The organism is Ewingella sp. S1.OA.A_B6 (assembly GCF_049889095.1).
In the GTDB taxonomy this organism is placed as follows: domain Bacteria; phylum Pseudomonadota; class Gammaproteobacteria; order Enterobacterales; family Enterobacteriaceae; genus Ewingella.
Map to the genome: position 1 here is coordinate 529,527 of NZ_JBLJFK010000001.1, position 23,605 is coordinate 553,131.

The 23,605-nt window shown below is 51.5% G+C and carries 22 protein-coding genes; 7 read left to right on the plus strand and 15 right to left on the minus strand.

Annotated elements, in window-relative coordinates:
* The first annotated feature begins 104 nt into the window (after positions 1–104).
* From lolC to pepT, 5 genes are all read left to right on the plus strand, one after another.
* The gene (gene lolC / locus ACMV8I_RS02480; protein WP_498863629.1) at positions 105–1,307 is read left to right on the plus strand and encodes a lipoprotein-releasing ABC transporter permease subunit LolC; all 1,203 of its coding nucleotides are present in this window, start codon (positions 105–107) and stop codon (positions 1,305–1,307) included.
* Positions 1,300–2,022: a lipoprotein-releasing ABC transporter ATP-binding protein LolD gene (gene lolD / locus ACMV8I_RS02485; RefSeq protein WP_498863630.1), complete on the plus strand. Its 723-nt coding sequence runs from the start codon at positions 1,300–1,302 to the stop codon at positions 2,020–2,022. The genes lolC and lolD overlap by 8 nt, the downstream gene beginning before the upstream one ends.
* Entirely contained in the window at positions 2,022–3,272 is a 1,251-nt protein-coding gene (gene lolE / locus ACMV8I_RS02490; protein WP_498863631.1) for a lipoprotein-releasing ABC transporter permease subunit LolE, read from the plus strand. Before lolD ends, lolE begins: the two co-directional genes overlap by 1 nt.
* Before the next feature lie 36 nt (positions 3,273–3,308).
* Positions 3,309–4,139 (plus strand): Sir2 family NAD+-dependent deacetylase, encoded by an 831-nt coding sequence (gene cobB / locus ACMV8I_RS02495; RefSeq protein ID WP_498863632.1) that lies wholly within the window; start codon positions 3,309–3,311, stop codon positions 4,137–4,139.
* 163 nt (positions 4,140–4,302) lie between these two features.
* The gene (pepT, locus tag ACMV8I_RS02500; RefSeq protein ID WP_498863633.1) at positions 4,303–5,538 is read left to right on the plus strand and encodes a peptidase T; all 1,236 of its coding nucleotides are present in this window, start codon (positions 4,303–4,305) and stop codon (positions 5,536–5,538) included.
* Between the two features lie 91 nt (positions 5,539–5,629).
* On the opposite strand, the gene ACMV8I_RS02505 is transcribed toward pepT, so the two are convergent.
* From ACMV8I_RS02505 to ACMV8I_RS02520, 4 genes are all read right to left on the minus strand, one after another.
* Positions 5,630–6,751, minus strand: a complete 1,122-nt coding sequence (locus ACMV8I_RS02505; RefSeq protein ID WP_498863634.1) for a ribosomal protein uL16 3-hydroxylase — start codon at positions 6,749–6,751, stop codon at positions 5,630–5,632.
* 131 nt (positions 6,752–6,882) lie between these two features.
* The gene (gene phoQ, locus ACMV8I_RS02510) at positions 6,883–8,337 is read right to left on the minus strand and encodes a two-component system sensor histidine kinase PhoQ (protein ID WP_498863635.1); all 1,455 of its coding nucleotides are present in this window, start codon (positions 8,335–8,337) and stop codon (positions 6,883–6,885) included.
* 20 nt (positions 8,338–8,357) lie between these two features.
* Complete coding sequence (gene phoP / locus ACMV8I_RS02515; RefSeq protein WP_498863636.1) at positions 8,358–9,032, minus strand: two-component system response regulator PhoP; 675 nt, start codon at positions 9,030–9,032, stop codon at positions 8,358–8,360.
* A gap of 310 nt (positions 9,033–9,342) precedes the next feature.
* On the minus strand, positions 9,343–11,715 hold the full coding sequence (locus ACMV8I_RS02520; protein WP_498863637.1) for a glycoside hydrolase family 3 N-terminal domain-containing protein: 2,373 nt from the start codon (positions 11,713–11,715) through the stop codon (positions 9,343–9,345).
* Positions 11,716–12,024: 309 nt separating this feature from the next.
* On the opposite strand from ACMV8I_RS02520, the gene ACMV8I_RS02525 reads away from it, so the two are divergent.
* Positions 12,025–13,389 carry a glycoside-pentoside-hexuronide (GPH):cation symporter gene (locus ACMV8I_RS02525; RefSeq protein WP_498863638.1) on the plus strand — a complete coding sequence of 455 codons (1,365 nt, stop codon included), beginning with the start codon at positions 12,025–12,027 and terminating at the stop codon, positions 13,387–13,389.
* Positions 13,390–13,454: 65 nt separating this feature from the next.
* Here ACMV8I_RS02525 and purB read toward each other — a convergent pair whose 3' ends face one another.
* The 5 genes from purB to rluE all read right to left on the minus strand — a co-directional run bounded on the left by purB (position 13,455) and on the right by rluE (position 18,154).
* The gene (purB, locus tag ACMV8I_RS02530) at positions 13,455–14,825 is read right to left on the minus strand and encodes an adenylosuccinate lyase (protein WP_498863639.1); all 1,371 of its coding nucleotides are present in this window, start codon (positions 14,823–14,825) and stop codon (positions 13,455–13,457) included.
* Between the two features lie 20 nt (positions 14,826–14,845).
* Positions 14,846–15,472 (minus strand): high frequency lysogenization protein HflD, encoded by a 627-nt coding sequence (hflD, locus tag ACMV8I_RS02535; RefSeq protein ID WP_498863640.1) that lies wholly within the window; start codon positions 15,470–15,472, stop codon positions 14,846–14,848.
* Positions 15,473–15,727: 255 nt separating this feature from the next.
* Positions 15,728–16,852, minus strand: a complete 1,125-nt coding sequence (gene mnmA / locus ACMV8I_RS02540) for a tRNA 2-thiouridine(34) synthase MnmA (protein ID WP_498863641.1) — start codon at positions 16,850–16,852, stop codon at positions 15,728–15,730.
* A gap of 236 nt (positions 16,853–17,088) precedes the next feature.
* Entirely contained in the window at positions 17,089–17,535 is a 447-nt protein-coding gene (locus ACMV8I_RS02545) for an NUDIX hydrolase (RefSeq protein WP_498863642.1), read from the minus strand.
* The gene (gene rluE / locus ACMV8I_RS02550) at positions 17,528–18,154 is read right to left on the minus strand and encodes a 23S rRNA pseudouridine(2457) synthase RluE (RefSeq protein WP_498863643.1); all 627 of its coding nucleotides are present in this window, start codon (positions 18,152–18,154) and stop codon (positions 17,528–17,530) included. Before rluE ends, ACMV8I_RS02545 begins: the two co-directional genes overlap by 8 nt.
* A gap of 132 nt (positions 18,155–18,286) precedes the next feature.
* Between rluE and icd the strand changes: the two genes are divergently transcribed.
* On the plus strand, positions 18,287–19,540 hold the full coding sequence (gene icd, locus ACMV8I_RS02555) for an NADP-dependent isocitrate dehydrogenase (RefSeq protein ID WP_498863644.1): 1,254 nt from the start codon (positions 18,287–18,289) through the stop codon (positions 19,538–19,540).
* A gap of 122 nt (positions 19,541–19,662) precedes the next feature.
* On the opposite strand, the gene ACMV8I_RS02560 is transcribed toward icd, so the two are convergent.
* The 6 genes from ACMV8I_RS02560 to ACMV8I_RS02585 all read right to left on the minus strand — a co-directional run bounded on the left by ACMV8I_RS02560 (position 19,663) and on the right by ACMV8I_RS02585 (position 23,593).
* Positions 19,663–20,787 (minus strand): phage integrase Arm DNA-binding domain-containing protein, encoded by a 1,125-nt coding sequence (locus ACMV8I_RS02560; protein ID WP_498863645.1) that lies wholly within the window; start codon positions 20,785–20,787, stop codon positions 19,663–19,665.
* The gene (locus ACMV8I_RS02565) at positions 20,771–21,013 is read right to left on the minus strand and encodes an excisionase (RefSeq protein WP_498863646.1); all 243 of its coding nucleotides are present in this window, start codon (positions 21,011–21,013) and stop codon (positions 20,771–20,773) included. Before ACMV8I_RS02565 ends, ACMV8I_RS02560 begins: the two co-directional genes overlap by 17 nt.
* 175 nt (positions 21,014–21,188) lie before the next feature.
* The gene (locus ACMV8I_RS02570; protein WP_498863647.1) at positions 21,189–21,860 is read right to left on the minus strand and encodes a hypothetical protein; all 672 of its coding nucleotides are present in this window, start codon (positions 21,858–21,860) and stop codon (positions 21,189–21,191) included.
* Positions 21,857–22,426: a hypothetical protein gene (locus ACMV8I_RS02575; RefSeq protein WP_498863648.1), complete on the minus strand. Its 570-nt coding sequence runs from the start codon at positions 22,424–22,426 to the stop codon at positions 21,857–21,859. Before ACMV8I_RS02575 ends, ACMV8I_RS02570 begins: the two co-directional genes overlap by 4 nt.
* Positions 22,419–23,075, minus strand: a complete 657-nt coding sequence (locus tag ACMV8I_RS02580; RefSeq protein WP_498863649.1) for an ASCH domain-containing protein — start codon at positions 23,073–23,075, stop codon at positions 22,419–22,421. The genes ACMV8I_RS02575 and ACMV8I_RS02580 overlap by 8 nt, the downstream gene beginning before the upstream one ends.
* The gene (locus ACMV8I_RS02585) at positions 23,072–23,593 is read right to left on the minus strand and encodes a hypothetical protein (protein WP_498863650.1); all 522 of its coding nucleotides are present in this window, start codon (positions 23,591–23,593) and stop codon (positions 23,072–23,074) included. The genes ACMV8I_RS02580 and ACMV8I_RS02585 overlap by 4 nt, the downstream gene beginning before the upstream one ends.
* Positions 23,594–23,605 lie beyond the last annotated feature (12 nt).

Genomic DNA, 23,605 nt, shown 5'->3' on the forward strand with positions numbered 1-23,605 from the left:
TGAGGCCGTTAGTGGTTCCATAAAGCGGGACTAGCCTTTATTATCCTTGATCACTTTAGTCTGCGCCATGCACTTAACACGGCCAAGCACGTAAAACGGATGTCATGTATCAACCTGTTGCGTTATTTATAGGCCTGCGCTACATGCGCGGGCGTGCTTCAGACCGCTTTGGGCGGTTTGTCTCCTGGCTTTCTACCATAGGCATTACTCTCGGGGTGATGGCGCTGGTGACTGTGTTATCAGTCATGAACGGTTTTGAGAAGGATCTGGAAAGTAACATTCTGGGTCTGATGCCTCAGGCGTTGGTGACAACGGCACAGGGTTCGCTGGATCCTAAAAAAATCACCCATGATAATGTCGCTGCGCTCAAGGGCGTTACGCGTGCTGTACCGCTGACGACCGGCGATGTGGTGTTACAAAGCCCCGGCAGCGTGGCGGTCGGCGTGATGCTGGGCGTCAATCCTGATGAAAAAGACCCGCTTTCTAACTATATGGTTGCGGTCAGTCAACAGGTGCTGCAACCCGGCCAGTACAATGTCATTCTCGGCGACCAGTTGGCACAACAGCTAAAGGTGAAACGTGGTGACCAGCTGCGGCTGATGGTCACCAGCGTCAGCCAGTTCACCCCGATGGGTCGTATTCCCAGCCAGCGATTGTTCACTGTTGCAGGGACATTTGCCGCTAACAGTGAGGTGGATGGCTACCAGATGCTGGTCAATCAGCAGGATGCATCTCGGCTGATGCTCTACCCGAAAGGTAATGTCACCGGCTGGCGTCTGTTCCTCGACAAACCGCTGGATGTCGACAGCCTGAGTATGCAAACCCTGCCGAAAGGCACCGAGTGGAAAGATTGGCGCGAACGTCGTGGTGAGCTGTTCCAGGCGGTGCGCATGGAAAAAAATATGATGGGCCTGTTGCTGAGCCTGATCGTTGCCGTGGCGGCGTTTAACATCATCACCTCCCTCGGTTTGTTAGTGATGGAAAAGCAGGGCGAAGTGGCGATCCTGCAAACGCAGGGGCTGACCCGCCGCCAGATCATGGCGGTGTTTATGGTGCAGGGCGCGAGTGCCGGTATCATCGGCGCACTACTTGGTGCGGTGCTCGGCGTTGTCCTGGCGACTCAACTTAATCACATCATGCCTGCCGTTGGTCTGATGCTCGATGGCGCGTCGCTGCCGGTGGATATCGAAGCCACACAGGTAGTGATTATTGCGCTGATCGCCATGGCGATCGCTTTATTGTCTACGCTTTACCCTTCGTGGCGCGCAGCTGCCGCCCAACCCGCAGAGGCTTTACGTTATGAGTAACTTAATATCATCGCAGGGCGAATTATTATTGCAGTGCGAAAACCTCTGTAAGACTTACACGGAAGGTAAAATGCACACCGACGTGCTGCGCGATGTCACCTTTGGCATTCAGCCGGGCGAAATGATGGCAATCGTCGGCAGCTCCGGTTCCGGTAAAAGTACTCTGTTGCATCTGTTGGGCGGCCTTGATTCCCCGACTTCTGGCGACGTGGTGTTTAAAGGCACCTCGCTCAACACGATGTCTTCCACCGCCAAGGCCGAGCTGCGCAACCGTGAACTGGGCTTTATTTACCAGTTCCACCATCTGCTGCCGGATTTCACTGCGCTGGAAAACGTGGGTATGCCGTTGTTAATCGGTAAAAGTAAAGCGGCTGAAGTAGAAGAAAAATCTATGGCGATGCTGGCGGCAGTAGGCCTGCAACACCGTAGTAAACACCGTCCGTCTGAACTCTCCGGTGGTGAGCGCCAGCGCGTAGCGATTGCCCGTGCGCTGGTGAATAACCCGTCGTTGGTGCTGGCTGATGAACCGACCGGGAATCTTGATCAGAAAAATGCCGACAGCATTTTCGACTTACTTGGTGAGCTGAATGTCCGCCAGGGCACCGCATTCCTGGTGGTCACGCATGCCTTGCAGTTAGCTAGCCGCATGAACCGTCAGTTGGAGATGCGCGACGGTAAATTGCAACAGGACTCGACCCTACTGGGAGCGAAGTGATGTCTGCCATTCCATTCTCCCTTTTAATCGGCCTACGGTTTAGCCGTGGACGCCGTCGCAGCGGCATGGTGTCGCTGATTTCGATTATCTCCACGCTGGGTATCGCGCTGGGTGTCGCAGTGCTGATTGTGGGCCTTAGCGCCATGAACGGTTTTGAGCGCGAGCTAAAAGATCGCGTACTGGCCGTGGTGCCGCACGGCGAAATACGCCCGGTCAATCAGCCTTTTGAGGGTTGGCAGGGCGTACTGGATCGCGTCGAAAAAGTGCCGGGTATTGCCGCTGCTGCGCCCTATGTAGAATTCAACGGCCTGATTGAACACGGTGCCAAACTGCGAGCCATCAAACTCAAAGGGGTGGATCCGCAGCAGGAACCCCGTGTCAGCGCCGCGCCGAGTTTTGTTCTCGGTGATGCCTGGAAAAGTTTCAAAGCGGGCGAGCAGCAGGTCATTTTGGGTAAAGGTGTGGCCGATGCTATCGGGGTCAAACAAGGTGACTGGGTCACGGTGATGATCCCAAACAGCGATCCGGAAATGAAACTGTTACAGCCTAAACGTATTCGCTTGCACGTCACCGGAATCTTGCAATTAAGTGGTCAGTTGGACCACAGTTTAGCCATGGTTCCGTTGGCAGATGCCCAGCAATATCAAGATATGGGCGGCAGTGTCACCGGCATTGATATTAAAGTGAACGATGTTTTTGCCGCGCAGAAACTGGTGCGGGATGCCGGTGAAGTGACACAGGCCTATGTTTACATCAGCAGTTGGATCGGTACCTATGGTTATATGTACCGCGATATCCAGATGGTGCGCGCGATCATGTACATGGCAATGGTGCTGGTGATAGGCGTCGCCTGCTTCAATATCGTTTCGACGCTGGTCATGGCCGTGAAAGATAAAAGCAGTGATATTGCGATTCTGCGCACGCTCGGGGCCAAAGACGGGCTTATTCGCGCGGTGTTCATCTGGTACGGTTTACTGGCTGGACTGGTGGGGAGCGTCTGTGGAGTAGTGGTGGGCGTGATAGCCTCCTATCAACTGACTAATATTATTAATGCGTTGCAAAAATTCACCGGGCATCAGTTCCTCTCGGGTGATATTTATTTCATCGACTTTTTACCGTCGGAGCTTCACTGGCTGGATGTGGCAGGTGTGTTGTTTACCGCGCTGGTGCTGAGTTTGCTTGCCAGCTGGTATCCGGCGCGGCGCGCCAGTCGTATCGATCCGGCCCGAGTGTTGAGCGGCGGGCAGTAAAACCTTTAACAGACTTGTAAAAAAGCAGGAGCACTTATGCGCACACGCCATCGTTTGTGTCGGTTTCGCAAAAACAAGCGCATACGACATCAACGTTTTCGCTCGAGCATTTTTCATCGCGACAATATGGCCGCGGCATCACTAAAACGACCTTTTGTGGTGGTGCTTACCGGTGCCGGGATTTCTGCTGAGTCCGGCATCCGCACCTTTCGCGCCGCTGATGGATTGTGGGAAGAGCATAACGTTGAAGATGTAGCGACGCCGGAAGGGTATCGTCGCGATCCTGAGCTGGTACAGGCGTTTTACAACGCCCGCCGTCAGCAGTTGCAACAGCCGGAGATCCAGCCGAATCCGGCCCATGAGGCGCTGGCTATGCTGGAGGATGCGCTGGGCGACAACTTTATGCTGGTAACGCAAAATATCGATAATCTGCATGAGCGTGCAGGTAATAAGCGCGTGATGCATATGCATGGCGAATTGCTGAAAGTGCGCTGCACTCAGTCCGGCCAGGTATTTGACTGGCCGGGCGATCTGAGCGTTAACGATAAATGCCACTGCTGCCAGTTCCCGGCGGCGCTGCGCCCGCATATTGTGTGGTTTGGTGAAATGCCAATTGGCATGGAAGAAATTTATCAGGCGTTGGCGAAAGCCGATTTCTTTATTGCTATCGGCACCTCGGGGCATGTCTATCCGGCCGCCGGTTTTGTGCATGAAGCACGTCTGGGGGGGGCTTTTACGATTGAGCTGAATCTCGAACCAAGCCAGGTCGAAAGTGAATTCGACGAGAAGATGTACGGTCTTGCCAGTAAGGTGGTCCCCGACTTTATTCACGCTTTTTTGACCAAAGAAGATAATGCCTGGCGCTAGCCGGGCTGTTTTTCGTCTACTCCCCTCTTTTGGCAACATTCCGTAAAAATTGCGTCTGTGCAGAACACTTCGGGAACTAAACTTGGAGAAAACTGACCTGACGCAATATGTGCGGGATTCATGCTGCGCATAATAAAAGTCAGTTGCCAGAGGATAACCCATTATGGATAAGTTGCTCGATCGTTTCTTCTACTACGTTTCATTTGATACCCAATCGAAAGCCAATGTCAGGCAAACACCCAGCACAGAAGGGCAAATGAAGTTGGCACGTGAATTACGTAACGAACTTATTGAGCTGGGGTTCGACCAGGTTACGCTTAACGACAAGGGCTGCGTAATGGGCACATTGCCTGGTAACGTCGCCTGGCACGTTCCGACTATTGGTTTCATTTCCCATCTGGATACGGCGCCCGACTTTACCGCCAAGCACGTCAACCCGCAGATCGTCGAGAATTACCGCGGTGGTGATATCGCGCTGGGTAACGGCGACGAAGTATTATCCCCCGTTATGTTTCCGGTACTGCATCAGCTGTTAGGCCAGACGCTAATCACTACCGATGGCAAGACGCTGCTCGGTGCTGATGACAAAGCAGGCATCGCTGCGATTGTCACTGCGATGGTTAGACTCAAAAACAGCAACCGGCCGCACGGCCCATTACGGGTAGCATTTACCCCGGACGAAGAGATAGGCAAAGGAGCTCAATCTTTTGATATCCCGGCGTTTGGCGCTGAATGGGCCTACACCGTTGATGGCGGTGGCGTGGGTGAGCTGGAGTTTGAGAACTTCAACGCCGCTTCGGCGACGATCAAGATTGTCGGAAACAATGTGCATCCCGGCAGTGCTAAAGGTGTGATGGTTAATGCGCTGTCGCTGGCAGCCCGTTTCCATAGTGAATTACCAGCGGATGAAACCCCTGAAGCCACCGAAGGTCATGAAGGTTTTTATCATCTGACCTCAATGAAAGGTTCGGTTGAGCGGGCGGAAATGCACTACATCATCCGTGATTTCGATAAAATTAATTTCGAAGCGCGTAAGCAAAAAATTATTGATGTTGCCCATATAGTCGGCAAGGGATTACATCGAGATTGTTATATCGAAGTCACGCTCGACGACCATTATTACAATATGCATGACAAAGTCGCACAGCACCCACACATCATTGAGATTGCCAGGCAGGCGATGCTAGCGTGTGATATAGAACCGGTGATGAAGCCGATCCGCGGTGGCACGGATGGCGCACAGCTCTCATTTCGTGGTCTGCCGTGCCCGAACATTTTTACCGGAGGCTACAACTTCCACGGTAAGCACGAATTTGTCACCCTCGAGGGAATGGAAAAAGCGGCAGAGGTGATCATGCATATTGCTGAATTGACCGCTCAACGTGCGGTTAAGCACTGATGCTACTTTAGGCAAATGAACAATTGAACAAACTCAAAAGGGTGCATGTTATAAGTAAAGTGCACCCTTTTATTGTATTGCGGCAATGGGATTAGTCGTTGAAGTACCAGTAACCACTGTTGACCAGCGCAGACAGCAGTGCCAGGAAGGACGGATCTTCCAGCGCATCACCCAGCATTTCGCGGGTCACCGTCATATGACGGGTCAGTGCATCGGCTGCGACCAGATGATCGGTAGTCATTGCTTCGCCATTGACATAGCAAACATCGCCAACGCGCAACACGCGCAAACCACAAAGACGCTGCAGTGATTCGCCGGACTCCATCAACTCATAGATTTCACCCGCCTGATACGGCGGCTCCGGCGGGGCCAAATCGAGTTCATGACGTGACTGTGAAATAAATTCGCCAAACCAGCTGTTGAAGTGTTCCGGGTTGCCAACTAACTCGAGCATCATGTTACGCATGTTGTCGATTTCATTCGGTAGCACCAGCGCCGGATGTTCACGTTCGACCAGTTCCGGGTCACTATAACGTTTGCTGCCGAGTTCGCGGGCCAAAATGTAATCCGCGTAGCCGCTCACCATCTCACGCGTATTGGGCGCACGGAAACCAACCGAATAATTCAACGAGCTTTCCAGCGAATAGCCTTCGTGCGGGAAACCCGGTGGAATATAGATGATGTCTCCAGGCTCCAGCTCTTCGTCAATGATGGCATCGAACGGCGGAACTTGCAGTAAATCCGGGTGCGGACTGTGCTGTTTCATTGGGACTTTTTCACCCACGCGCCAGCGACGGCGGCCGGTACCCTGAATGATGAACACGTCGTACTGATCGAAATGCGGGCCAACGCCGCCGCCCGGTACTGAGTAGGAGATCATCAGATCGTCCATGCGCCAGTCAGGAATATGGCGGAAAGGGCGCATCAGGTGAGAAGAAGGCTCGTGCCAGTGGTCAACGGCCTGGACCAGAATCGACCAGTTATTTTCACCAAGGTGGTCATAGCTCTCGAAGGGACCATGGCTGACCTGCCAGCGTCCGTCCTGATGGCTAACCAGGCGGCTGTCGACTTCGTTTTCCATCGCCAGACCTGCCAGTTCATCCGGAGAGAGCGGATCGACAAAATTTTTGAAGCCACGCTTAAGAACGACGGGACGTTTTTGCCAGTAACGCTGTAAAAAGTCAGTCCAGTCTAAGTCGAGTTGATAATCCATAAATATATTCCATGGCGTGAAAGAGATGTCTGGGAAGAATTATAACGGAAGGCGTCGTCGCTGCATTGGGCAATCAGCAGTAAATTTTATTTATTGCTAATGTGAACCGTTGCAGCGAAACGAGTTTTACATCAATCGATGTCTGCATCGTGCTGTTGGCCGAAGCACACTCGCATACTGGCCCCCCCCAGCTGGCTGTCATCGATGATGATTTCGCCGTCATACTGCTCGATAATTTCACTGGCTAACGAGAGGCCCAAACCCTGACCGGGGCGCAGGGTATCTGCCCGTTGTCCGCGCTGGAAAATCACGGTGCGCTTGCTTTCCGGAATGCCCGGACCGTCATCCTCTATCAGGATCACCAGCTGTTTTTCGGCGTACACTGCGCTGATCTCAACGAACTCCAGACAGTATTTGCAGGCGTTGTCGATAACGTTTCCCATCACCTCGATGAAGTCGTTTTTCTCGCCAATAAAAGTAATTTCCGGCGATATATCCAGAGTCAGGACTACGCCTTTGCGCTGATACACTTTATTCATTGCAAAGCACAGGCTGTCGAGCAGAGGAGGAACGGAGTGTACTTCTCGGATCTGAATAGTGTGTTCAGATCGCAGCGTGGCACGATGCAGATAGTAGCCAATTTGCTGCGAGATCCGGCTGATCTGTTCAAGCATCACCGGCTCAGCTTCCTCGATGGTCATCTGTTTGCTGTTACGCAGGGACCGCAGCGTTGACTGCAATACCGCGAGCGGTGTTTTCAGACTATGGGTCAGATCGGCAAGCGTCGTGCGGTAGCGATCATAGCGTTCACGCTCGCCGTGCAGCAGACTATTAAGGTTGCGAATCAGCCCTTTAAGCTCGCGCGGCGGGTTCTCGTCCAGCTCTTCACGTTCGTGTGTTTCCAGTTCAGCCAATTGACGGATCAGAGCTTTGATGGGGCGCAGGCTCCAGTATGCCGCGAGCCATAACAGCGGCAACACCAGCAAAAGATTGGCGAGCAGGACATAGCTAAACCACTCCCATACCAGATCCGAGCGTTGCAGTTCTTGTGGAATAGTATCGACCACCACAATATTAAGTGCCGGCAGACGCTTGGTCGCTGCATAAGTATTGACGGCAATGGAGTGAGTCATCGCATTGGCATCCGTTCCATCATAGGTTTTTATCTGATCCTGAGCTTTGGGGTTATCACCGACCACCTCACTACTGATTTGAGTATCAGTGTCCAGCTCATAAAAACCGGGCTTATTCATCCATGACTTGTTGATCCGCGCTTCAAGTTCAGTTACGTGTCGCTCTGCCCATAACAGATTGCCCTTATCGTCATAGATAAAAACCAGCGTGGGAGAGTTGAGATCCAGTTCCGGTGGAACGTTGATAGTCAGCTTGTCATCACGCCACTGGGCGAGGCTGAAAAACAGGTTACTTTCACCGCGTAGCAGACGGTAAGCCGTTTTGTCAAAACTGACCATATAGCCAACAACGGCCACCAGCCCGTAAGCCAGTGAAAGTGCAAGAACCACGGCTGCAGTCGCCACCAGAAAGCGCGAACGCAGCGAGAAGGGTTGACTGTTGCGAAATATCATCGGCCAGACGTCAGAAAACGTTACGGTCGGATATCAAAACGATAACCTTGGCCGCGTACGGTCGTTATTACATCAGCCGGATACTCAGCCTGCAATTTCTTGCGCAACCGCCCCATGAGTACATCAACGGTGTGGCTCTCACGCAGTTCGGCATCAGGATAGAGTTGCAGCATGAGTGAATCTTTACTGACGACTTTGCCGGCATTGCGGATCAACGTTTCGATGATGGTGTATTCAAAAGCGGTGAGTTTCAGCGGCTGTTCGTTAACGGTAAGCTCACGGCGAGAGAGGTCAATCTGGAAAGGTGCCATAACGATAATCTGTGAAGCCAAACCACTGTTACGTCGCATCAGTGCCTGCATACGTGCCAGTACCTCTTCCAGGTGGAAAGGCTTAGTCACGTAATCATCTGCACCCGCTTCAAGTACTGCGACTTTGTCCTGCCAGCTTTCGCGAGCGGTCAGAACCAGTATTGGCAGTTTTTCCTGATGGCTGCGCCAGCGCTGGATCAAACTCAAGCCATCTTCGCCCGGTAATCCAAGGTCAACAATAGCAATATCGGGTGAATACTCGCGCAAAAAATAGTCAGCTTCCTTGGCGTCTTCTGCTGCATCAACCTGATGGCCCATCTCGCGCATTTGTACCGACAGGTGATGGCGTAACAGGGCATTGTCTTCGACAACCAGAATTCGCATAGCAACTCCTTGTTTAAGTAGACCGGAATCCCAGCCTTTTTATAATTAATCCCAAGACAACTGTAACGTATTCAAAATTGTTTGCTTCAACGCCAGATAAACATGTTGTGAGACACTTTAAACGAAACATAAACCAAGTATAAGCGACGATTTTGGCAAGAGATAGAAGATGCGTGATGGATCGCGGTAATGGCCTCGATTTTAGAAGGACGGAGAATTTTTGCAGTGACACTTTACGCGTCAGGCTCACATAAGGTGCGCCAATGGAGATAAGGGGGACGTTTAAGGCAGGCTTAAACGTCCCGAAGGATTAATGCGTGACGTGGCAATGGCTTTCCATCCGCCACATTTTTTCCAGTTCGCGCACCTCGCCTGTCACTTCCACCACGCCCTGACTGCGGATATCGCCGCTGGACGCGCCAATACGAATTTCAAACTCGCCCGGCTCGACTATCCGCTTGCCGTTGCGCTGAGTGAAGTTCAGCATATCGGTCGGGATTGTGAAGGTCAGGTCGGCGCTTTCGCCAGCTGCTAGCTGTATGCGCTGAAAAGCTTTCAGCTCCTGAACGGGGCGAACCTGCGAGGCAACCCGGTCCCGGACATACAACTGTACGACCTCACTTCCGGCCCGGTCGCCGATATTGGTGACGGTAATCTTCGCTATTACGCTGCCGTTGAGAGACTGCACCTGAGGCCGCACAAGAGTCAGATCACCATAACTGAAGGTGGTCCACGTTTTGCCGTACCCGAACGGGTAACGTGAGCCAAAGTGGAAAGCATAAGGTGTGCCGCCGCTCTTCAGTTTGTGGTTGTAGTAATACGGCATCGCGCCCGCGCTGTGAGGGACCGAAACCACTAAGCGCCCGGCGGGTTCACGCACGCCGGTCAGCACATCAGCAATCGCATTACCGCCTTCCTGACCTGGCGCCCACGCCATGACCAGCGCCGCGACACGATCCTCCAGCCCGCCAAGGTTGTACGGGCGTCCGCCGGTTATTACTACCACGACCGGCTTGCCGGTTTCGACCACGGCAGCCAGCAGTTGTTGCTGTACGCCGGGCAGTTGCAGGCTGTCGGTATCCGAGCCTTCGCCCACCGTGCCACTCTGGAACAGCCCGGCCAAATCGCCGACAAAAACCAGTGCAACATCACTTTGTTCGGTGGCTTCAACGGCTGCCGCAATCAGGCGGCTATCCTGTGAAACGGGAGAAGACTGCATGGTTTTTCCTGCATCACCGGGAAAGACTGGCGTGCCCGCGACGCGCTGCTCAATGATATGGCAGCCCTTAGCATAACGCAGGGATTGTGCACCCATGCGCTGCTGCAATGCTTGTAACGGTGTCACGACCTGTGAGGCGCTATCCTGCATATCGCTGATGATCAAATGTACCGGGAAGCTGTAGCCGCTCAGCAGCGCCAGCGGATCGTCTGCCGTCGGACCGATAACTGCCAGCCGTAGCTGACTTTGTAACGGCAATACACCGTTATTTTCCAGCATCGTAATGGAGTTAACTGCCGCCTCATATGCAAGCGCGCGCGTTGCCGGAGTTTGCAGCGCGAGGGTGTTTTCATCGGTATACGGTTGTTCGAACAACCCCAGACGGAATTTTTCCAGTAACACACGCCCGACAATTTCGTCGATTTTCGCCATTGAGAGCAGGCCCTGCTCAACGGCTTCGGCCAGATGGCGTGCGCAGTCATCTTTAGGTAACTCGATATCCAACCCGGCATTAAAGGCCAGCGCCGCCGATTCCGTGGCGTTGCGGCTGACACCGTGATGCTGGTGCAACAGGCTGATACCGCCGTAATCCGCCACAATCAGGCCATCAAAGCCCCATTGTTCACGCAAAAGCGTGGTCATAAGGAACTTATCAGAATGGCTTGGCTGGTTGTCAATGTCGTGATATGCGGGCATCACAGAGCCGGCGTTCGCCAGTTTGACCGCCATTTCAAACGGCAGCAGAAATGTATCATTCAGCTCGCTAAAGCCCAGATGCACCGGCGCATGGTTGCGGGCGCCTTCGCTGAACGAATGGCCGACGTAATGTTTCAGCGTGGCCAGTACATCACGTTTTTCGCCCTGCAAACCCAGTACAAAGCGGGTCGCCATCACGCCCACCAGATAAGGATCTTCGCCGAAGGTTTCTTCAGTCCGCCCCCAGCGCACATCACGCGAGACATCCAGCACTGGCGCTAATCCCTGACGACAGCCTGTGCTGCGCGCTTCATCGCCAATGGCGGCTGCGACGCGCTGCATTAAATTTGGATCCCAGGTGGAGGCGTAGTTCAGCGATGACGGAAACAGCGTGGCGTCTTTGCACAGCAGACCCACCAGACACTCCTCATGAAACAGTGCCGGGATTCCCAGGCGCGTCTCTTCCATGAGGGTTTTTTGCAGGCGATTGAGTGCGCGGACACCTTCCTTGGCGTCCACAATGTGCGTCCCCAGCGGGCGGGTTATCTGCCCGATGCCCAATTTGATTTGCTCGCTCAGCGCCGCCTGTTTCGTGACGCCGGCAAACTCGTCGCTCAGATCGGTGCGTTCGCGATGATCTCCATCGGCAGACAAAATGAGCCAGAAGGCGTGCATCTGTGCGAATTTCTCTTCTTGTGTCATCCTCTCCAGCAAATCAGCGACGCGTTCGTGTGTCGGTCGGCGGGCATCCTTATAAATGGCAGACATACTTTCCCCTTTAAGTTTGACCTTCCGCACGACGGCGCGGAGTTGTTTTCTGATTATCAATACTGGTAGCAGACAGCCAACACAACAATTGCCAAAATGCCCAGTCACCTTATGTTTTTTTGTTTTCTCTGCTAAATGTGATGCAGCTCGAATATATACATATTGCACATAACAAGCGGAAAAAATAAGCCGTATCTGCGTCACATTTAATTAAAAGCATAAGGCATAAATGAAAAATTAGAATATCCCGCAAAAACGCCAGCAATTATAAAGGCTGTGGGATTCTAATTTAAAAATGAAGGTGAATGCATGTCGGCGTTAACTGAACGGATCACCAACAAAGAAAAACTGGGTTTTGGATTAGGCGATGCGGCAAGTCACATCGTTTTTGATTCCTCTATTGCCATTCTGGCTTACTTCTATACCAATATTTATGGGCTTTCCCCTGCGGTTATGGGGACATTGTTTTTACTCGTTCGAATACTTGATGCGATTACCGATCCGATTATGGGGGCTATTGCCGATCAGACGAAAAGCCGCTGGGGTCGTTTCCGTCCATGGTTACTGATTATTTGCGTGCCGTTTGCTGTGAGCTGTGTACTGGTGTATTCCACGCCAGATTTCGGGCAAACAGCGAAAATTGTTTACGCAGTTCTTGCCTATATCTTCATGACCATCATGTATACGGCAATCAATATTCCTTACTGTTCATTAGGTGCGGCGATTACGGTTGACCCGCAGGATAATCTTTCATTGCAGTCCTGGCGCTTTGCGATTGCACCCATTGGCGGTGCTATGGGGACGGCATTAATCCTGCCGCTGGCTGACTTTATCGCACCGGGTGACCGTGCAACAGGCATGCAGTGGGCGATGGGGATTTTCGGCGTTATTGGTTGCCTGATGTTCCTGACCTGCTTCCTGACGACCCGTGAGCGTATTACACCGATCAAGGAAGAGAATATGAATATCCTGCGCGATGTGCGTATTTTGATGAAAAACGATCAATGGCGTATTCTGTCCGTGTATAACCTCGCCATGCTTTGTGGTGTGGTCATTCGCGGAAGTTTGCTGGTGTATTTCGTGCAATATGTCCTGCATCAGGGCAGCGGCATTATTTCCATCTTCATGATGGCGACTACAGTAGCTGCCGTCATTGGCAGTTTATTCGCGAAGTTTCTGGGGGCGTGGATGTGTAAAATCCGCGCTTCAGTATGGGTCAACGTATTAAGTGCACTGATTGGGTTATTATTCTTTGTTCTGCCAACGGAATATTGGATGCCTGCGTTTATCGTGCATATAATCCTTAACTTATTACAGGGAATTAATGCCCCTCTACAGTGGTCGATGATTACTGACGCCAATAACTATGGTGAATGGAAAACGCAGCGCCGTATTACGGGTATGAATATTGCTGCCAATATTTTTGTTATTAAACTCGGCGTGGCAATTGGTGGCGCACTGACAGGATGGGGGCTGGCGTGGTTTGGTTATCAGGCCGGTGTGGAGCAGCAATCGGCTGAAGCGGTACGTGGTGTACTGATTCTGTTTACCGTGTTGCCTGCTATTTTCTATCTGATTACGGCGTTCTCTATCCGCTATTATCGTTTAACTGAAGACCGGATGAACGACATTATCGGCGATTTGCGTCAGAGCAAATTCCAGACTCAGAGCTAACCAGCAAGGCGTAAAGCATACACAGACGCGCCCCGTTTCTGAGGCGTGTCTGTGACAGGTAAAGCTTATTTCAGCTCGTCAACCATTTTAGCTGCACGACCAATATAGTTACCCGGCGTCATGGCTTTCAGGCGCACTTTCTCTTCTTCCGGTAATTCCAGAGAATCGATAAATGTTTGCATGCCCGCTGCATCAACACGCTTACCACGGGTCAGCTCTTTCAATTTCTCGTAAGGCTTCTCGATACCATAACGGCGCATCACGGTTTGGATTGGCTCTGCCAGGACTTCCCAGTTGTGGTCGAGTTCGAACGCCAGGTTGGCTTCGTTAACTTCCAACTTGCTGATGCCTTTCATGGTGGCTTGATAGGCGATCAGCGCATAACCCAGTCCTACGCCGAGATTACGCAGCACGGTGGAGTCTGTCAGATCACGCTGCCAGCGGGAAACCGGAAGTTTGCTGGCCAGATGCTGCAACACGGCGTTCGACAAACCGAGGTTACCTTCGGAGTTTTCGAAGTCAATCGGGTTAACTTTGTGCGGCATGGTCGAAGAACCGATTTCGCCAGCGATGGTGCGCTGTTTGAAATGATTGAGGGCAACGTAGCCCCAGATATCGCGATCAAAGTCGATCAGAATGGTGTTGAAACGCGCCACGCAGTCGAACAGTTCTGCGATGTAGTCATGTGGTTCAATCTGTGTCGTGTATGGGTTCCACGTTATCCCAAGCGAGGTCACGAACTCTTCGCTAAATTTGTGCCAATCCACTTCCGGATAAGCCACGATGTGAGCGTTGTAGTTACCGACCGCACCGTTGATTTTACCCAGAATTTCAACCTGCTGGAGCTGCTTATACTGACGGTCCATCCGGTAGGCTACGTTAGCAAACTCTTTGCCAATAGTAGACGGCGTAGCAGGCTGACCGTGGGTGCGCGACAACAGCGGAATGTCCCGGAACTGATGGGCCAGACTTTTGATGGAGTCGATAATTTTCAGCCAGTAAGGCGCAACAACTTCCTGACGTGCGGTTTGCAGCATCAGGGCGTGAGACAGGTTGTTAATGTCTTCTGATGTACAGGCGAAATGAATAAATTCGGAAACCGCGTGCAGGGCAGGGACCGTCGCCACTTTTTCTTTCAGGAAATACTCAACCGCTTTGACGTCATGGTTGGTGGTCTTCTCAATGTCTTTAATACGCTGGGCGTCTTTTTCATCGAAATTCGTTACTAACTGGTCAAGGAAAGCGTTTGCGTCGGCATCAAAAGCAGGGACTTCTTTGATATTTGCACAAGCTGCCAGTTTTTGCAGCCAACGTACTTCAACCTGTACACGGAATTTCAGCAGTCCAAATTCACTGAAAATAGTGCGCAGCGCGCTGACTTTATCACCATAGCGTCCATCAACGGGGGAAACGGCGGTCAGTGAGGATAATTCCATCGGTAGCAACTCCTGGGATCTTAACAATGAGCCAAAATATTTTTCGCCTGCTCATGCAGACGATTACGAGAAAACATAAGCTGTAAGCGTCCGCCGCCTACCTGCTGCCACAAAACTGCTGAACGGATACCCGCTAGCAGCACGGCCCGGACTTTGGCCTGCACTTGAGAGTTTTGCAAAATCTCTGGCGATCCGGTGACCTGAATACGCGGGCCGACCGGGCTGACAATATCAACATAAATTGCGGCCAGTGAACTGAGCATAGTTTCTGACTCAAGCTCAAAATGTGCAAGCTGTCGGTCAAGCTGGTCAAGACGTTCGCCGAGCTTGTTCATTGCAACCTTATTGCCGTTAAGCTTGCGCTCCAGCACCATCAGACTCAATGTGTAGCGCGTTAATTCAGCACCCAGCCCCTCACGGTTGGCATTCAATACGCCAAGCAGGGTTTCGAGGCCCATTTTCAGGTTGGCTTCATTATTGCCGTAAACCGCCAGTGTGGACTCCGGATTCATCACCAGCAGACTGCGTAACGACACTGACATTTCTTCCTGCGCGCAATGGCCGTCATGGGCCAGTTGCTGAACCAGGCGTGCCGATTGGCACATGCCGGCCAATGCCAGCGTAATGTCATAATAATTTTTAGCCACGTTTACTCCATTAAGCGTTATTCGGACAGCAAGCGACACGGGTAACAAGTCACAGGGGTAACAAATCAAGAATCGCCGGACGAATCTGAGGCGACAGATAATGCCATAAACCACAGACTAAACCCAGATCCCCCTCGTACTATGCATTAGCTGCACTCGGTTGCCCGAATCACTGACGTGTGTCAGATCATCGGGACACTTTCGATTGCTGCCTTGCTGCATCCCCACTGACTTTTGGGATGCGTGCCACTCATCTTAAATCAGTGGATGCCGCTGTTCGATAATACCGCCACCGAGGCAAATCTCACCGATGTAAAACACCGCAGATTGTCCCGGTGTGACCGCTGCGACCGGCGCGTCGAAGCGCACGTCGATGCGGTCTGCACCCAGCGGTGTGATTGTGCACGCAATATCCTGCTGGCGATAACGTGTCTTCACTACGCATTTAAACGGTTCAGTGATGGGTTTGCGGTCCACCCAGTCTAATTGCTGGGCTATCAGACCGACGGACATCAGGCGAGGATGTTCACCGCCCTGGGCAACGTAAAGGATGTTATTTACCACGTCCTTATCGACTACGTACCAAGGATCTTCGCCGCCATCTTTTTGCCCACCGATACCCAGACCTTTGCGCTGCCCTAGCGTGTGATACATCAGGCCCTGATGCTGGCCCATGTCCTGACCATCGACACTTTTGATCGCGCCGGGTTGCGCCGGAAGGTAACGGCTTAGGAAGTCTTTGAATTTGCGCTCACCGATAAAACAGATGCCGGTGGAATCTTTCTTTTTGGCAGTGATTAAATCCAACTCTTCGGCAATACGGCGCACTTCGGGTTTTTCCAACTCACCTACCGGAAATAGGCTTTGTGCAATTTGATCGCTCCCCAGCGTATAGAGGAAGTAGCTCTGATCTTTATTGCTGTCAGTACCACGCAGTAAGTGGCTGATGCCGTCAAAATCCTTACGACGCACATAGTGCCCGGTGGCAATAAAGTCTGCGCCCAGGTCTTCGGCGGCAAACTCGAGGAATGCTTTGAATTTAATTTCTTTGTTGCACAGGATATCCGGGTTTGGCGTACGTCCGGCTTTGTACTCTTCGAGGAATAATTCGAACACGTTGTCCCAATATTCCGCCGCAAAGTTCACGGTGTGCAATTTTATGTTCAGCTTGTCACACACCGCCTGCGCATCGGCGAGATCGGTGGCTGCGGTGCAGTACTCTTCGTTGTCGTCCTCTTCCCAATTTTTCATGAAGAGGCCCTCCACCTGATAGCCTTGCTGTTGCAGCAAATAGGCCGATACGGAGGAGTCGACACCGCCGGACATCCCGACGATCACTTTTTTCTGGCTGTTGTCAGACATAATAGTCCCGAAAAACATAAATAAATTGCCCGGCAGGTAGCGCTTTTGACTGGTATTTCAATACCAGAAAGTCACACGAGGATGAAGGCCGCGCGCAACAAAAAAGTCACTCCGGACCGGACAGCGGTTGTTAGTGCTTTATTTTCGTATAACTTTACTTCGCATTAATAAATAGGAAGAGAAGTAATCGCGGAATTTTATCACGTCAGGCGATGGGCTGCACCGTTGATTGGCGCAGCCAATAATAGGGCAGGCTATTCCGGTAAGTTGAAGTTGGCCAGCAGATCGAGTGGGTAACGCGGATCTTGCTGATAACAGCGAATGCTCTCGGCTACCAGCGGTGAACGCAGCTTTGTCGAGCCGATGATCTCTTCGGCGCTGGCCCAGATGCAGCTATCTATATCGCTGTCCTGAGGCTCAGTGGCCGGTTGTTCGTCCAGGTCGATCACAAACGCGAAGCGCAGGAAAGGGGTGCCGTCCGGTGCTTGCCACTGATGCAATTTCAGGAAGGACTGCGGCTCGGCACGAATGCCGGTTTCTTCATACAGTTCGCGCTTCGCGGCGCTGTTTAGGGTTTCATTGGCTTCAAGATGACCCGCTGGCTGATTCCAGGTCACTTTGCCATTAACGGTCTCTTCTACAATCAGAAATTGCCCCTGCGACTGCACAACGCAGGCGACGGTAACATGCGGTTTAAACATCTGAGATCTCCTTCCATTGACCGGGTTGTAAATCACCGAGGGTAAACTCACCCATGCTGAAGCGGATTAGGCGTAAGGTCGGGAAGCCAACGTGGGCTGTCATGCGGCGAACCTGCCGGTTACGGCCTTCATACAATGTGATTTTCAGCCAGGTGGTAGGTATGGCTTTTCTCTCGCGGATAGGCGGGTTTCGCGGCCACAGCCACTGTGGTTCTTCAACCATCTCCACGTCTGTTGGTAAGGTTTTGCCATCCTTTAACTCAACCCCGGCACGCAGCGCGTTGATTGAAGCGTCATTCGGCAATCCCTCCACCTGCACAAAATAAACTTTGCCGGTGCGTTTGCCGGGTTGAGTTAAGGCTGCCTGCAGTTTGCCATCGTTGGTCAGCACCAGTAAACCTTCACTGTCCCGGTCAAGGCGGCCTGCGGCGTAGATGTCTGTTAATGAGATGTAGTCTTTGAGCGTAGCGCGGCCCGCTTCGTCGGTAAACTGCGGCAGGACGTCAAACGGCTTATTGAACAGCACCAGTTTACGTGGAGCATTTTGTGCTGCACCCGCCCGAGCAAGCCGCTTGCTGAAACGGTTAACGTGGTGATTTTTAAAAGAGATTGGTTTCATAGGCATTGAAGTCAGAGAGAATTAGCGCATTATACGTGAAAACGGTTTCAGATTGGCGTGCGGACATTATTCAAGTAATATCGATCCGCATCTTACAAATTTTTAACAAAAATGCGCTCGAAGGAGAGGTTAATGGAAAGCAAAGTAGTTGTTCCGGCGGAAGGTAAAAAGATTACAGTTGATGCCCAGGGTAAACTGATCGTTCCAAATAATCCTATTATCCCGTTCATCGAAGGTGACGGTATTGGCGTTGACGTTACCCCTGCTATGATCAAAGTTGTGGATGCAGCGATTAAAAAAGCCTACAACGGCGAACGTAAAATTTCCTGGATGGAAATCTATACCGGTGAGAAATCGGTAGAGCTGTACGGTCAAGACGTATGGTTGCCAGAAGAGACGCTGGACCTGATCCGCGATTATCGCGTTGCCATCAAAGGCCCGCTGACGACGCCAGTCGGTGGCGGTATCCGTTCTCTGAACGTTGCCCTGCGCCAACAGCTCGATCTCTATATCTGCCTGCGTCCGGTTCGTTATTACACCGGCACACCAAGCCCGGTTAAACGTCCTGAAGACACCGACATGGTGATTTTTCGCGAGAACTCCGAAGATATCTATGCGGGGATCGAATGGAAAGCGGGTTCTGCTGAAGCAGACAAAGTGATCAAATTCCTGCAAGAAGAAATGGGCGTGAAGAAAATCCGTTTCCCACAGGAATGCGGTATTGGTATCAAGCCCTGCTCAGAAGAAGGCACCAAGCGTTTGGTTCGTGCGGCCCTCGAATACACCATTACTAACGATCGTGATTCCCTGACTTTGGTTCACAAAGGCAACATCATGAAGTTCACCGAAGGTGCGTTCAAAGATTGGGGTTACCAGTTGGCTCTTGAAGAGTTCGGCGGTGAGCTTATCGACGGCGGCCCATGGGTGAAAATCAAGAACCCAGGCAATGGCAAAGACATCATCATTAAAGATGTGATTGCGGATGCCTTCCTGCAACAGATCCTGTTGCGTCCAGCCGAATACGACGTTATCGCCTGTATGAACCTGAATGGTGACTACATCTCCGATGCCCTGGCGGCGCAGGTTGGTGGTATCGGTATCGCACCGGGTGCAAACATCGGTTCTGATTGTGCACTGTTCGAAGCAACGCACGGTACGGCACCAAAATATGCAGGCCAGGATAAAGTGAACCCAGGTTCAATTATTCTTTCTGCAGAAATGATGCTGCGTCATATGGAATGGTTCGAAGCGGCAGACCTGATCGTTAAAGGTATGCAAGGCGCTATCGCGGCTAAAACCGTGACTTACGATTTCGAACGCCAGATGGAAGGCGCTAAACTACTGAAATGTTCAGAGTTTGGTGATGCAATGATCGCAAATATGTAATTGCGGCATTGTTAAAATAAACATCGGGGGCATCACGCTCCCTTTGTTTTTTGCCCCTTCAAAAATTCTTCTGCAAAACCCCTGCAAAACTCTTCTGCAAAACTGAACGAAAAACGTACTGTTTAAATAGCCAAAATCACCCAATCTTTCCCGCGGTCATCGTTGTATCTGTCAGTCATTATTTGGTTTTTGTGACCTAATAATTTCTGGGTATCGATGCCCTGAGCTCGATATAACCTTTCCGATAATGAGCGCTGTTCGTGAAAAGATGGCGGCGTTCCCTCTGTCCATTTTAAACCACTGCGATCTCGGACTTGAGAGAACGAGGCTGTGATGGATGCGCTGGAAACTTGCCCGCCTCGCTTTGCTTTTCCTGTCGTATGGTGGATGTGTAAAATATAGGGACTGATAATCATGTCTCGGCACCTAGTCACAACTTCTCGTAGTGAGGTGTCCAACTCATTGCAGCGCAGTGATAGTGGGATCGCCAACTTCATGCCGGTTTTCTCCTGTTCTATATGCAGGTGATCATCCCATACGTCGGAAAATTTCATACGTGAGATATCACCTAGGCGCTGGCCGGTTACAACCGCCAGTAGCATTGAGTTCTGTACATAGTTTTGAGCTGTCTCAGCTGCTTTAAAAATTACCCGCCACTCTTCTATATCAAAGCGCTCACGCTGTACCCGGTTTACCGGTTTCCTTGTGGCCATTGCCGGGTTGTAGCCTGGCTCAACTTCACCCGCATGCTGAGCTTCCTTATAGACATCAACCAACACCATGCGAACCACCTGAGCCATCCGGCGCTGGCCACGTTCCTTGTATTGTTCAATGATGGCCGCAATATCCTTTGCCCCAATCGACTGCAACTCCATAGATCCGCATTCGCGCCGGAAGGCTTCAACGGGTGCTATTTTTTGCTTCAAAGTATTCAGTTTAATTTCACCGGCTTTAAGTCGCTCATCCTGAATCTTTATGTATTTGTCGAGCCAACTGGAGACAACAATAGACATGCCCAGCTTCGCGCTGATTTTTTCTCGGATGGTGAACATGTGCTTCATTTTCTGTTCGGCTAGACGTGTATTAGCATCGACCGCTATTTGCTTCGCCTCTCCCTCGTTGTCGCCTAAACCATGAAATTTACCGGTAATGGGGTGCTTATAACGCCAGTACACTTTTTTTGTTCTGGCGTCGGTGTAGCAGGAAAGGCCAGGAATGTTCACGTTGTATTTACGTGGGCGCGCCATCTTCGAGAATCCTCATTAAACGTGGATCATCATCCTTCATGATCGCTGGTTTATCGGTCATGCCGACAAAGCGCGCTGACGCTTCAACACGCCAGCACCGCCCAGCCTTGAAGGGTGGGGGAGATATCATGCCGCTCTTCGCATACTTCATCAGGGTAGGCCTGCTTGGAATAGGCGCGGTAAACTCATCAAGAGCCCATGCATCTAACGTTAATGTTCTCGCCATAAATCACTCCACACGTTTAGTTATAGCCGACTGCACACCGGCTTACAGATTTGAAAATTTTATTGGACGGCGGAATCTGAATTGCCACATGTCTGGTATTTTTCTTTGTTGTGAAACATATTTCACTCATTGCTTAGTGATTGCAAAAATAAGGTGATGTCATAGCACCCACTACTTATCCGACACGATGCAGCCAGCAGCCTTTACTTATCTGCAATGACGCCTCTGCGACCAATCGCCAGTCGCTGCCATGCGTCAGATATACCCCAATAAGCCAATGAATGATAAACGCTTGCTCATTCTCAGATTTGCGTTTTATATCCGCTCCATTTCCCCGGAAAATCTCTGCGATTCCAGAGCATGTGAAGTTAGGGCGACCAAGAATCTCAACTAAATCTTCGTTAATGTCAGGAAACGCGACCGGCTTTTGCGCCTGCGCTGCGGTGAATAGTTGTTGTCCTGGTTGCACATCAAAGCGCAGGAACCGGAAATCAACATCTCGCGTAATTCCCTTCTCGCGGTTCGTGCCGCTCCATGTGACGATTTCGCCGACCGGCACCTGATCGACTCTTAACTCGGACTGGGAGAACCACTTTTCATACGTTTGACCCTCGAGTCTCTGAATAAGCTCACCAATCGGTAACGGCTTTATCAGTGCAAGCTCTGCCTTATCAGCCCGCTGGCGTTCTGCTTCCAGCTTGCCGCTCAGGTCGTTAATCGTGTCGCCAATAAGCTTGAGAAGGTCAGCGCCCAAAACGCTGGTTCCTTCAGATGTGCAGGAGGCCATATCTGCGTAATGTAAAATGCGCTTTGAGAGCTGTGCTGCAATATCAGTTTTGTCAGTCATACCGACTCCTTCAGCACCAGACGGCCATCCAAAAAAGCTTCTTTGATGGCATTGAATTCCCAGCAGTAGATATTCGCGTCCACGTAAACCCGCAGCCCTTTGGGGTAGTCGTGCTTTTTGCGCTTAATGAAAGCTTCAGCACCTTCCTTGGTGAAATGGCTGTTAACGTATTCCCATTCTTCGCTGTAACCGGTAACGGTATGGTCATCCAGTTCGCCCAAGACATACCACTGGTCGTCCTCGTCCGCCTGCATGAACTTCGCATCGCACCACGCTTGAGAAGCCTTATTCAGTTCGGCTTTCTGCTCGCGGTCGCAGTCATCCCAATACTCTTTCGGGGAAAACCACTGGTGGTCGTCAAGGTAAACCAATTTCTCTGGCGCATAGTCCAGATCAATGCCGGTGACCAGCCGCTTTCTTTCAACAATGAAAATTGCGTCAGCAGTGCAATGCTCGTCAACCCCTTCGCCCTGACAGTGGTATTTCAGGCGCTGGACGAAATCAGCGAAAGTTTCAGGCGTCAATTTATCGCCGCTGGAAATGCTTTGTTTGGTTGTCTCAGTCATGGCTGTTCCCCGCTGGCGCTAAATGTTTGAATTCGATCACCCAAACCCATGTGTTAGCCTGCCAACTTCCTTCGCCGTAAATCGACTCCCACAACCAGGAATAAACTTCTTTGGCGCTGTGGCTGGCACCACCGAAATATTGGTCACCGGGATTGATGCAGTAGCGACCAGAAGCCGGAAGTTGGCAAATACCCTCGCGGACGGCATCATCTGAACTGATGTCCTGAAGTCGCTGTACGCCGACATTGGTTATTTCCAACTGAATACGGCTGGCCCAGCGCGGCATGTGGATTGAAGGCGTCCATCTCTCTGGTGAAACAGGTTTATCGCATGCCGATACCGGAACACGGTGGGTTTGTTCGGTCCATGAATTGCGCTCACTGGCCTTATAAACCAGCGTGGCAACGTCAGTAGCACGACTGTGAACTCGGAAAGCCTCACGCACCCAGAACTGATCGCCAGGCTGTCCGAGTAGGCAGTTGCGGTAATCGCCAGCTTTAACCTCTCCGGCCAGTTCATTTCCCGCGAGCTCACATTCCATGTTCTTATCGATGAGCGGCAGTTTGATAACCCGGCGCGTCTGCGTCTTGCGACCGCTGAGAATGGCCTGAATCATCTCAGCGTTGAATAAAATAGGGCGCTCTTTCATGGATGATCTCCTTGCAGCAGCTTTGCATTTCTCATGATCGTGGAGTAAGGCCGGTCTAAAACTCCGGCAATGCGCTTAAGCGACAGGCGTCCTCGTGATGTATGGATAAATTTCTTATCATCTTCTGACAGATGGCTATGTCCGTGGCCACTTCGATTATTTCGGCGTTTGGGGCCAGTTACTCGAGTCGATAAATTAGCAGCCAGGGTTGCAGTCGGCGCGGCGAGGCGGACAAATGCCACAGTCATAAGTTCTGATAACTGAACATGTCGTCCATCGAGCATGAACTCCTTCCACACCTCCCAGTTCTGAACAACGACACGCCATTCGCGGGAATACATGGCCATTCGCTTCAGTTCAGTAGCTAACAAAGGGAAGTCTTTCAGCATGCTGTAGCAGTTACTGAATTCTCTGGCGTTGGTCGGATGAACATTAGGGAACGGGCAAGTTAAGATCCCCTGGCTCAGCACCCACGACATAAACATTGCTGCTGAATAGCTATTAGTTTTTGCTGTCATGACGGACTCCAG

What these genes read in the sequence shown, in the direction of transcription:
- lolC (WP_498863629.1), top strand. Translation starts at nt 105, where the DNA reads ATGTATCAACCTGTTGCGTTATTTATAGGCCTGCGCTACATGCGCGGG.
- lolD (WP_498863630.1), top strand. Translation starts at nt 1,300, where the DNA reads ATGAGTAACTTAATATCATCGCAGGGCGAATTATTATTGCAGTGCGAA.
- lolE (WP_498863631.1), top strand. Translation starts at nt 2,022, where the DNA reads ATGTCTGCCATTCCATTCTCCCTTTTAATCGGCCTACGGTTTAGCCGT.
- cobB (WP_498863632.1), top strand. Translation starts at nt 3,309, where the DNA reads ATGCGCACACGCCATCGTTTGTGTCGGTTTCGCAAAAACAAGCGCATA.
- pepT (WP_498863633.1), top strand. Translation starts at nt 4,303, where the DNA reads ATGGATAAGTTGCTCGATCGTTTCTTCTACTACGTTTCATTTGATACC.
- ACMV8I_RS02505 (WP_498863634.1), bottom strand. Translation starts at nt 6,751, where the DNA reads ATGGATTATCAACTCGACTTAGACTGGACTGACTTTTTACAGCGTTAC.
- phoQ (WP_498863635.1), bottom strand. Translation starts at nt 8,337, where the DNA reads ATGATATTTCGCAACAGTCAACCCTTCTCGCTGCGTTCGCGCTTTCTG.
- phoP (WP_498863636.1), bottom strand. Translation starts at nt 9,032, where the DNA reads ATGCGAATTCTGGTTGTCGAAGACAATGCCCTGTTACGCCATCACCTG.
- ACMV8I_RS02520 (WP_498863637.1), bottom strand. Translation starts at nt 11,715, where the DNA reads ATGTCTGCCATTTATAAGGATGCCCGCCGACCGACACACGAACGCGTC.
- ACMV8I_RS02525 (WP_498863638.1), top strand. Translation starts at nt 12,025, where the DNA reads ATGTCGGCGTTAACTGAACGGATCACCAACAAAGAAAAACTGGGTTTT.
- purB (WP_498863639.1), bottom strand. Translation starts at nt 14,825, where the DNA reads ATGGAATTATCCTCACTGACCGCCGTTTCCCCCGTTGATGGACGCTAT.
- mnmA (WP_498863641.1), bottom strand. Translation starts at nt 16,852, where the DNA reads ATGTTTTTCGGGACTATTATGTCTGACAACAGCCAGAAAAAAGTGATC.
- ACMV8I_RS02545 (WP_498863642.1), bottom strand. Translation starts at nt 17,535, where the DNA reads ATGTTTAAACCGCATGTTACCGTCGCCTGCGTTGTGCAGTCGCAGGGG.
- rluE (WP_498863643.1), bottom strand. Translation starts at nt 18,154, where the DNA reads ATGAAACCAATCTCTTTTAAAAATCACCACGTTAACCGTTTCAGCAAG.
- icd (WP_498863644.1), top strand. Translation starts at nt 18,287, where the DNA reads ATGGAAAGCAAAGTAGTTGTTCCGGCGGAAGGTAAAAAGATTACAGTT.
- ACMV8I_RS02560 (WP_498863645.1), bottom strand. Translation starts at nt 20,787, where the DNA reads ATGGCGCGCCCACGTAAATACAACGTGAACATTCCTGGCCTTTCCTGC.
- ACMV8I_RS02565 (WP_498863646.1), bottom strand. Translation starts at nt 21,013, where the DNA reads ATGGCGAGAACATTAACGTTAGATGCATGGGCTCTTGATGAGTTTACC.
- ACMV8I_RS02570 (WP_498863647.1), bottom strand. Translation starts at nt 21,860, where the DNA reads ATGACTGACAAAACTGATATTGCAGCACAGCTCTCAAAGCGCATTTTA.
- ACMV8I_RS02575 (WP_498863648.1), bottom strand. Translation starts at nt 22,426, where the DNA reads ATGACTGAGACAACCAAACAAAGCATTTCCAGCGGCGATAAATTGACG.
- ACMV8I_RS02580 (WP_498863649.1), bottom strand. Translation starts at nt 23,075, where the DNA reads ATGAAAGAGCGCCCTATTTTATTCAACGCTGAGATGATTCAGGCCATT.
- ACMV8I_RS02585 (WP_498863650.1), bottom strand. Translation starts at nt 23,593, where the DNA reads ATGACAGCAAAAACTAATAGCTATTCAGCAGCAATGTTTATGTCGTGG.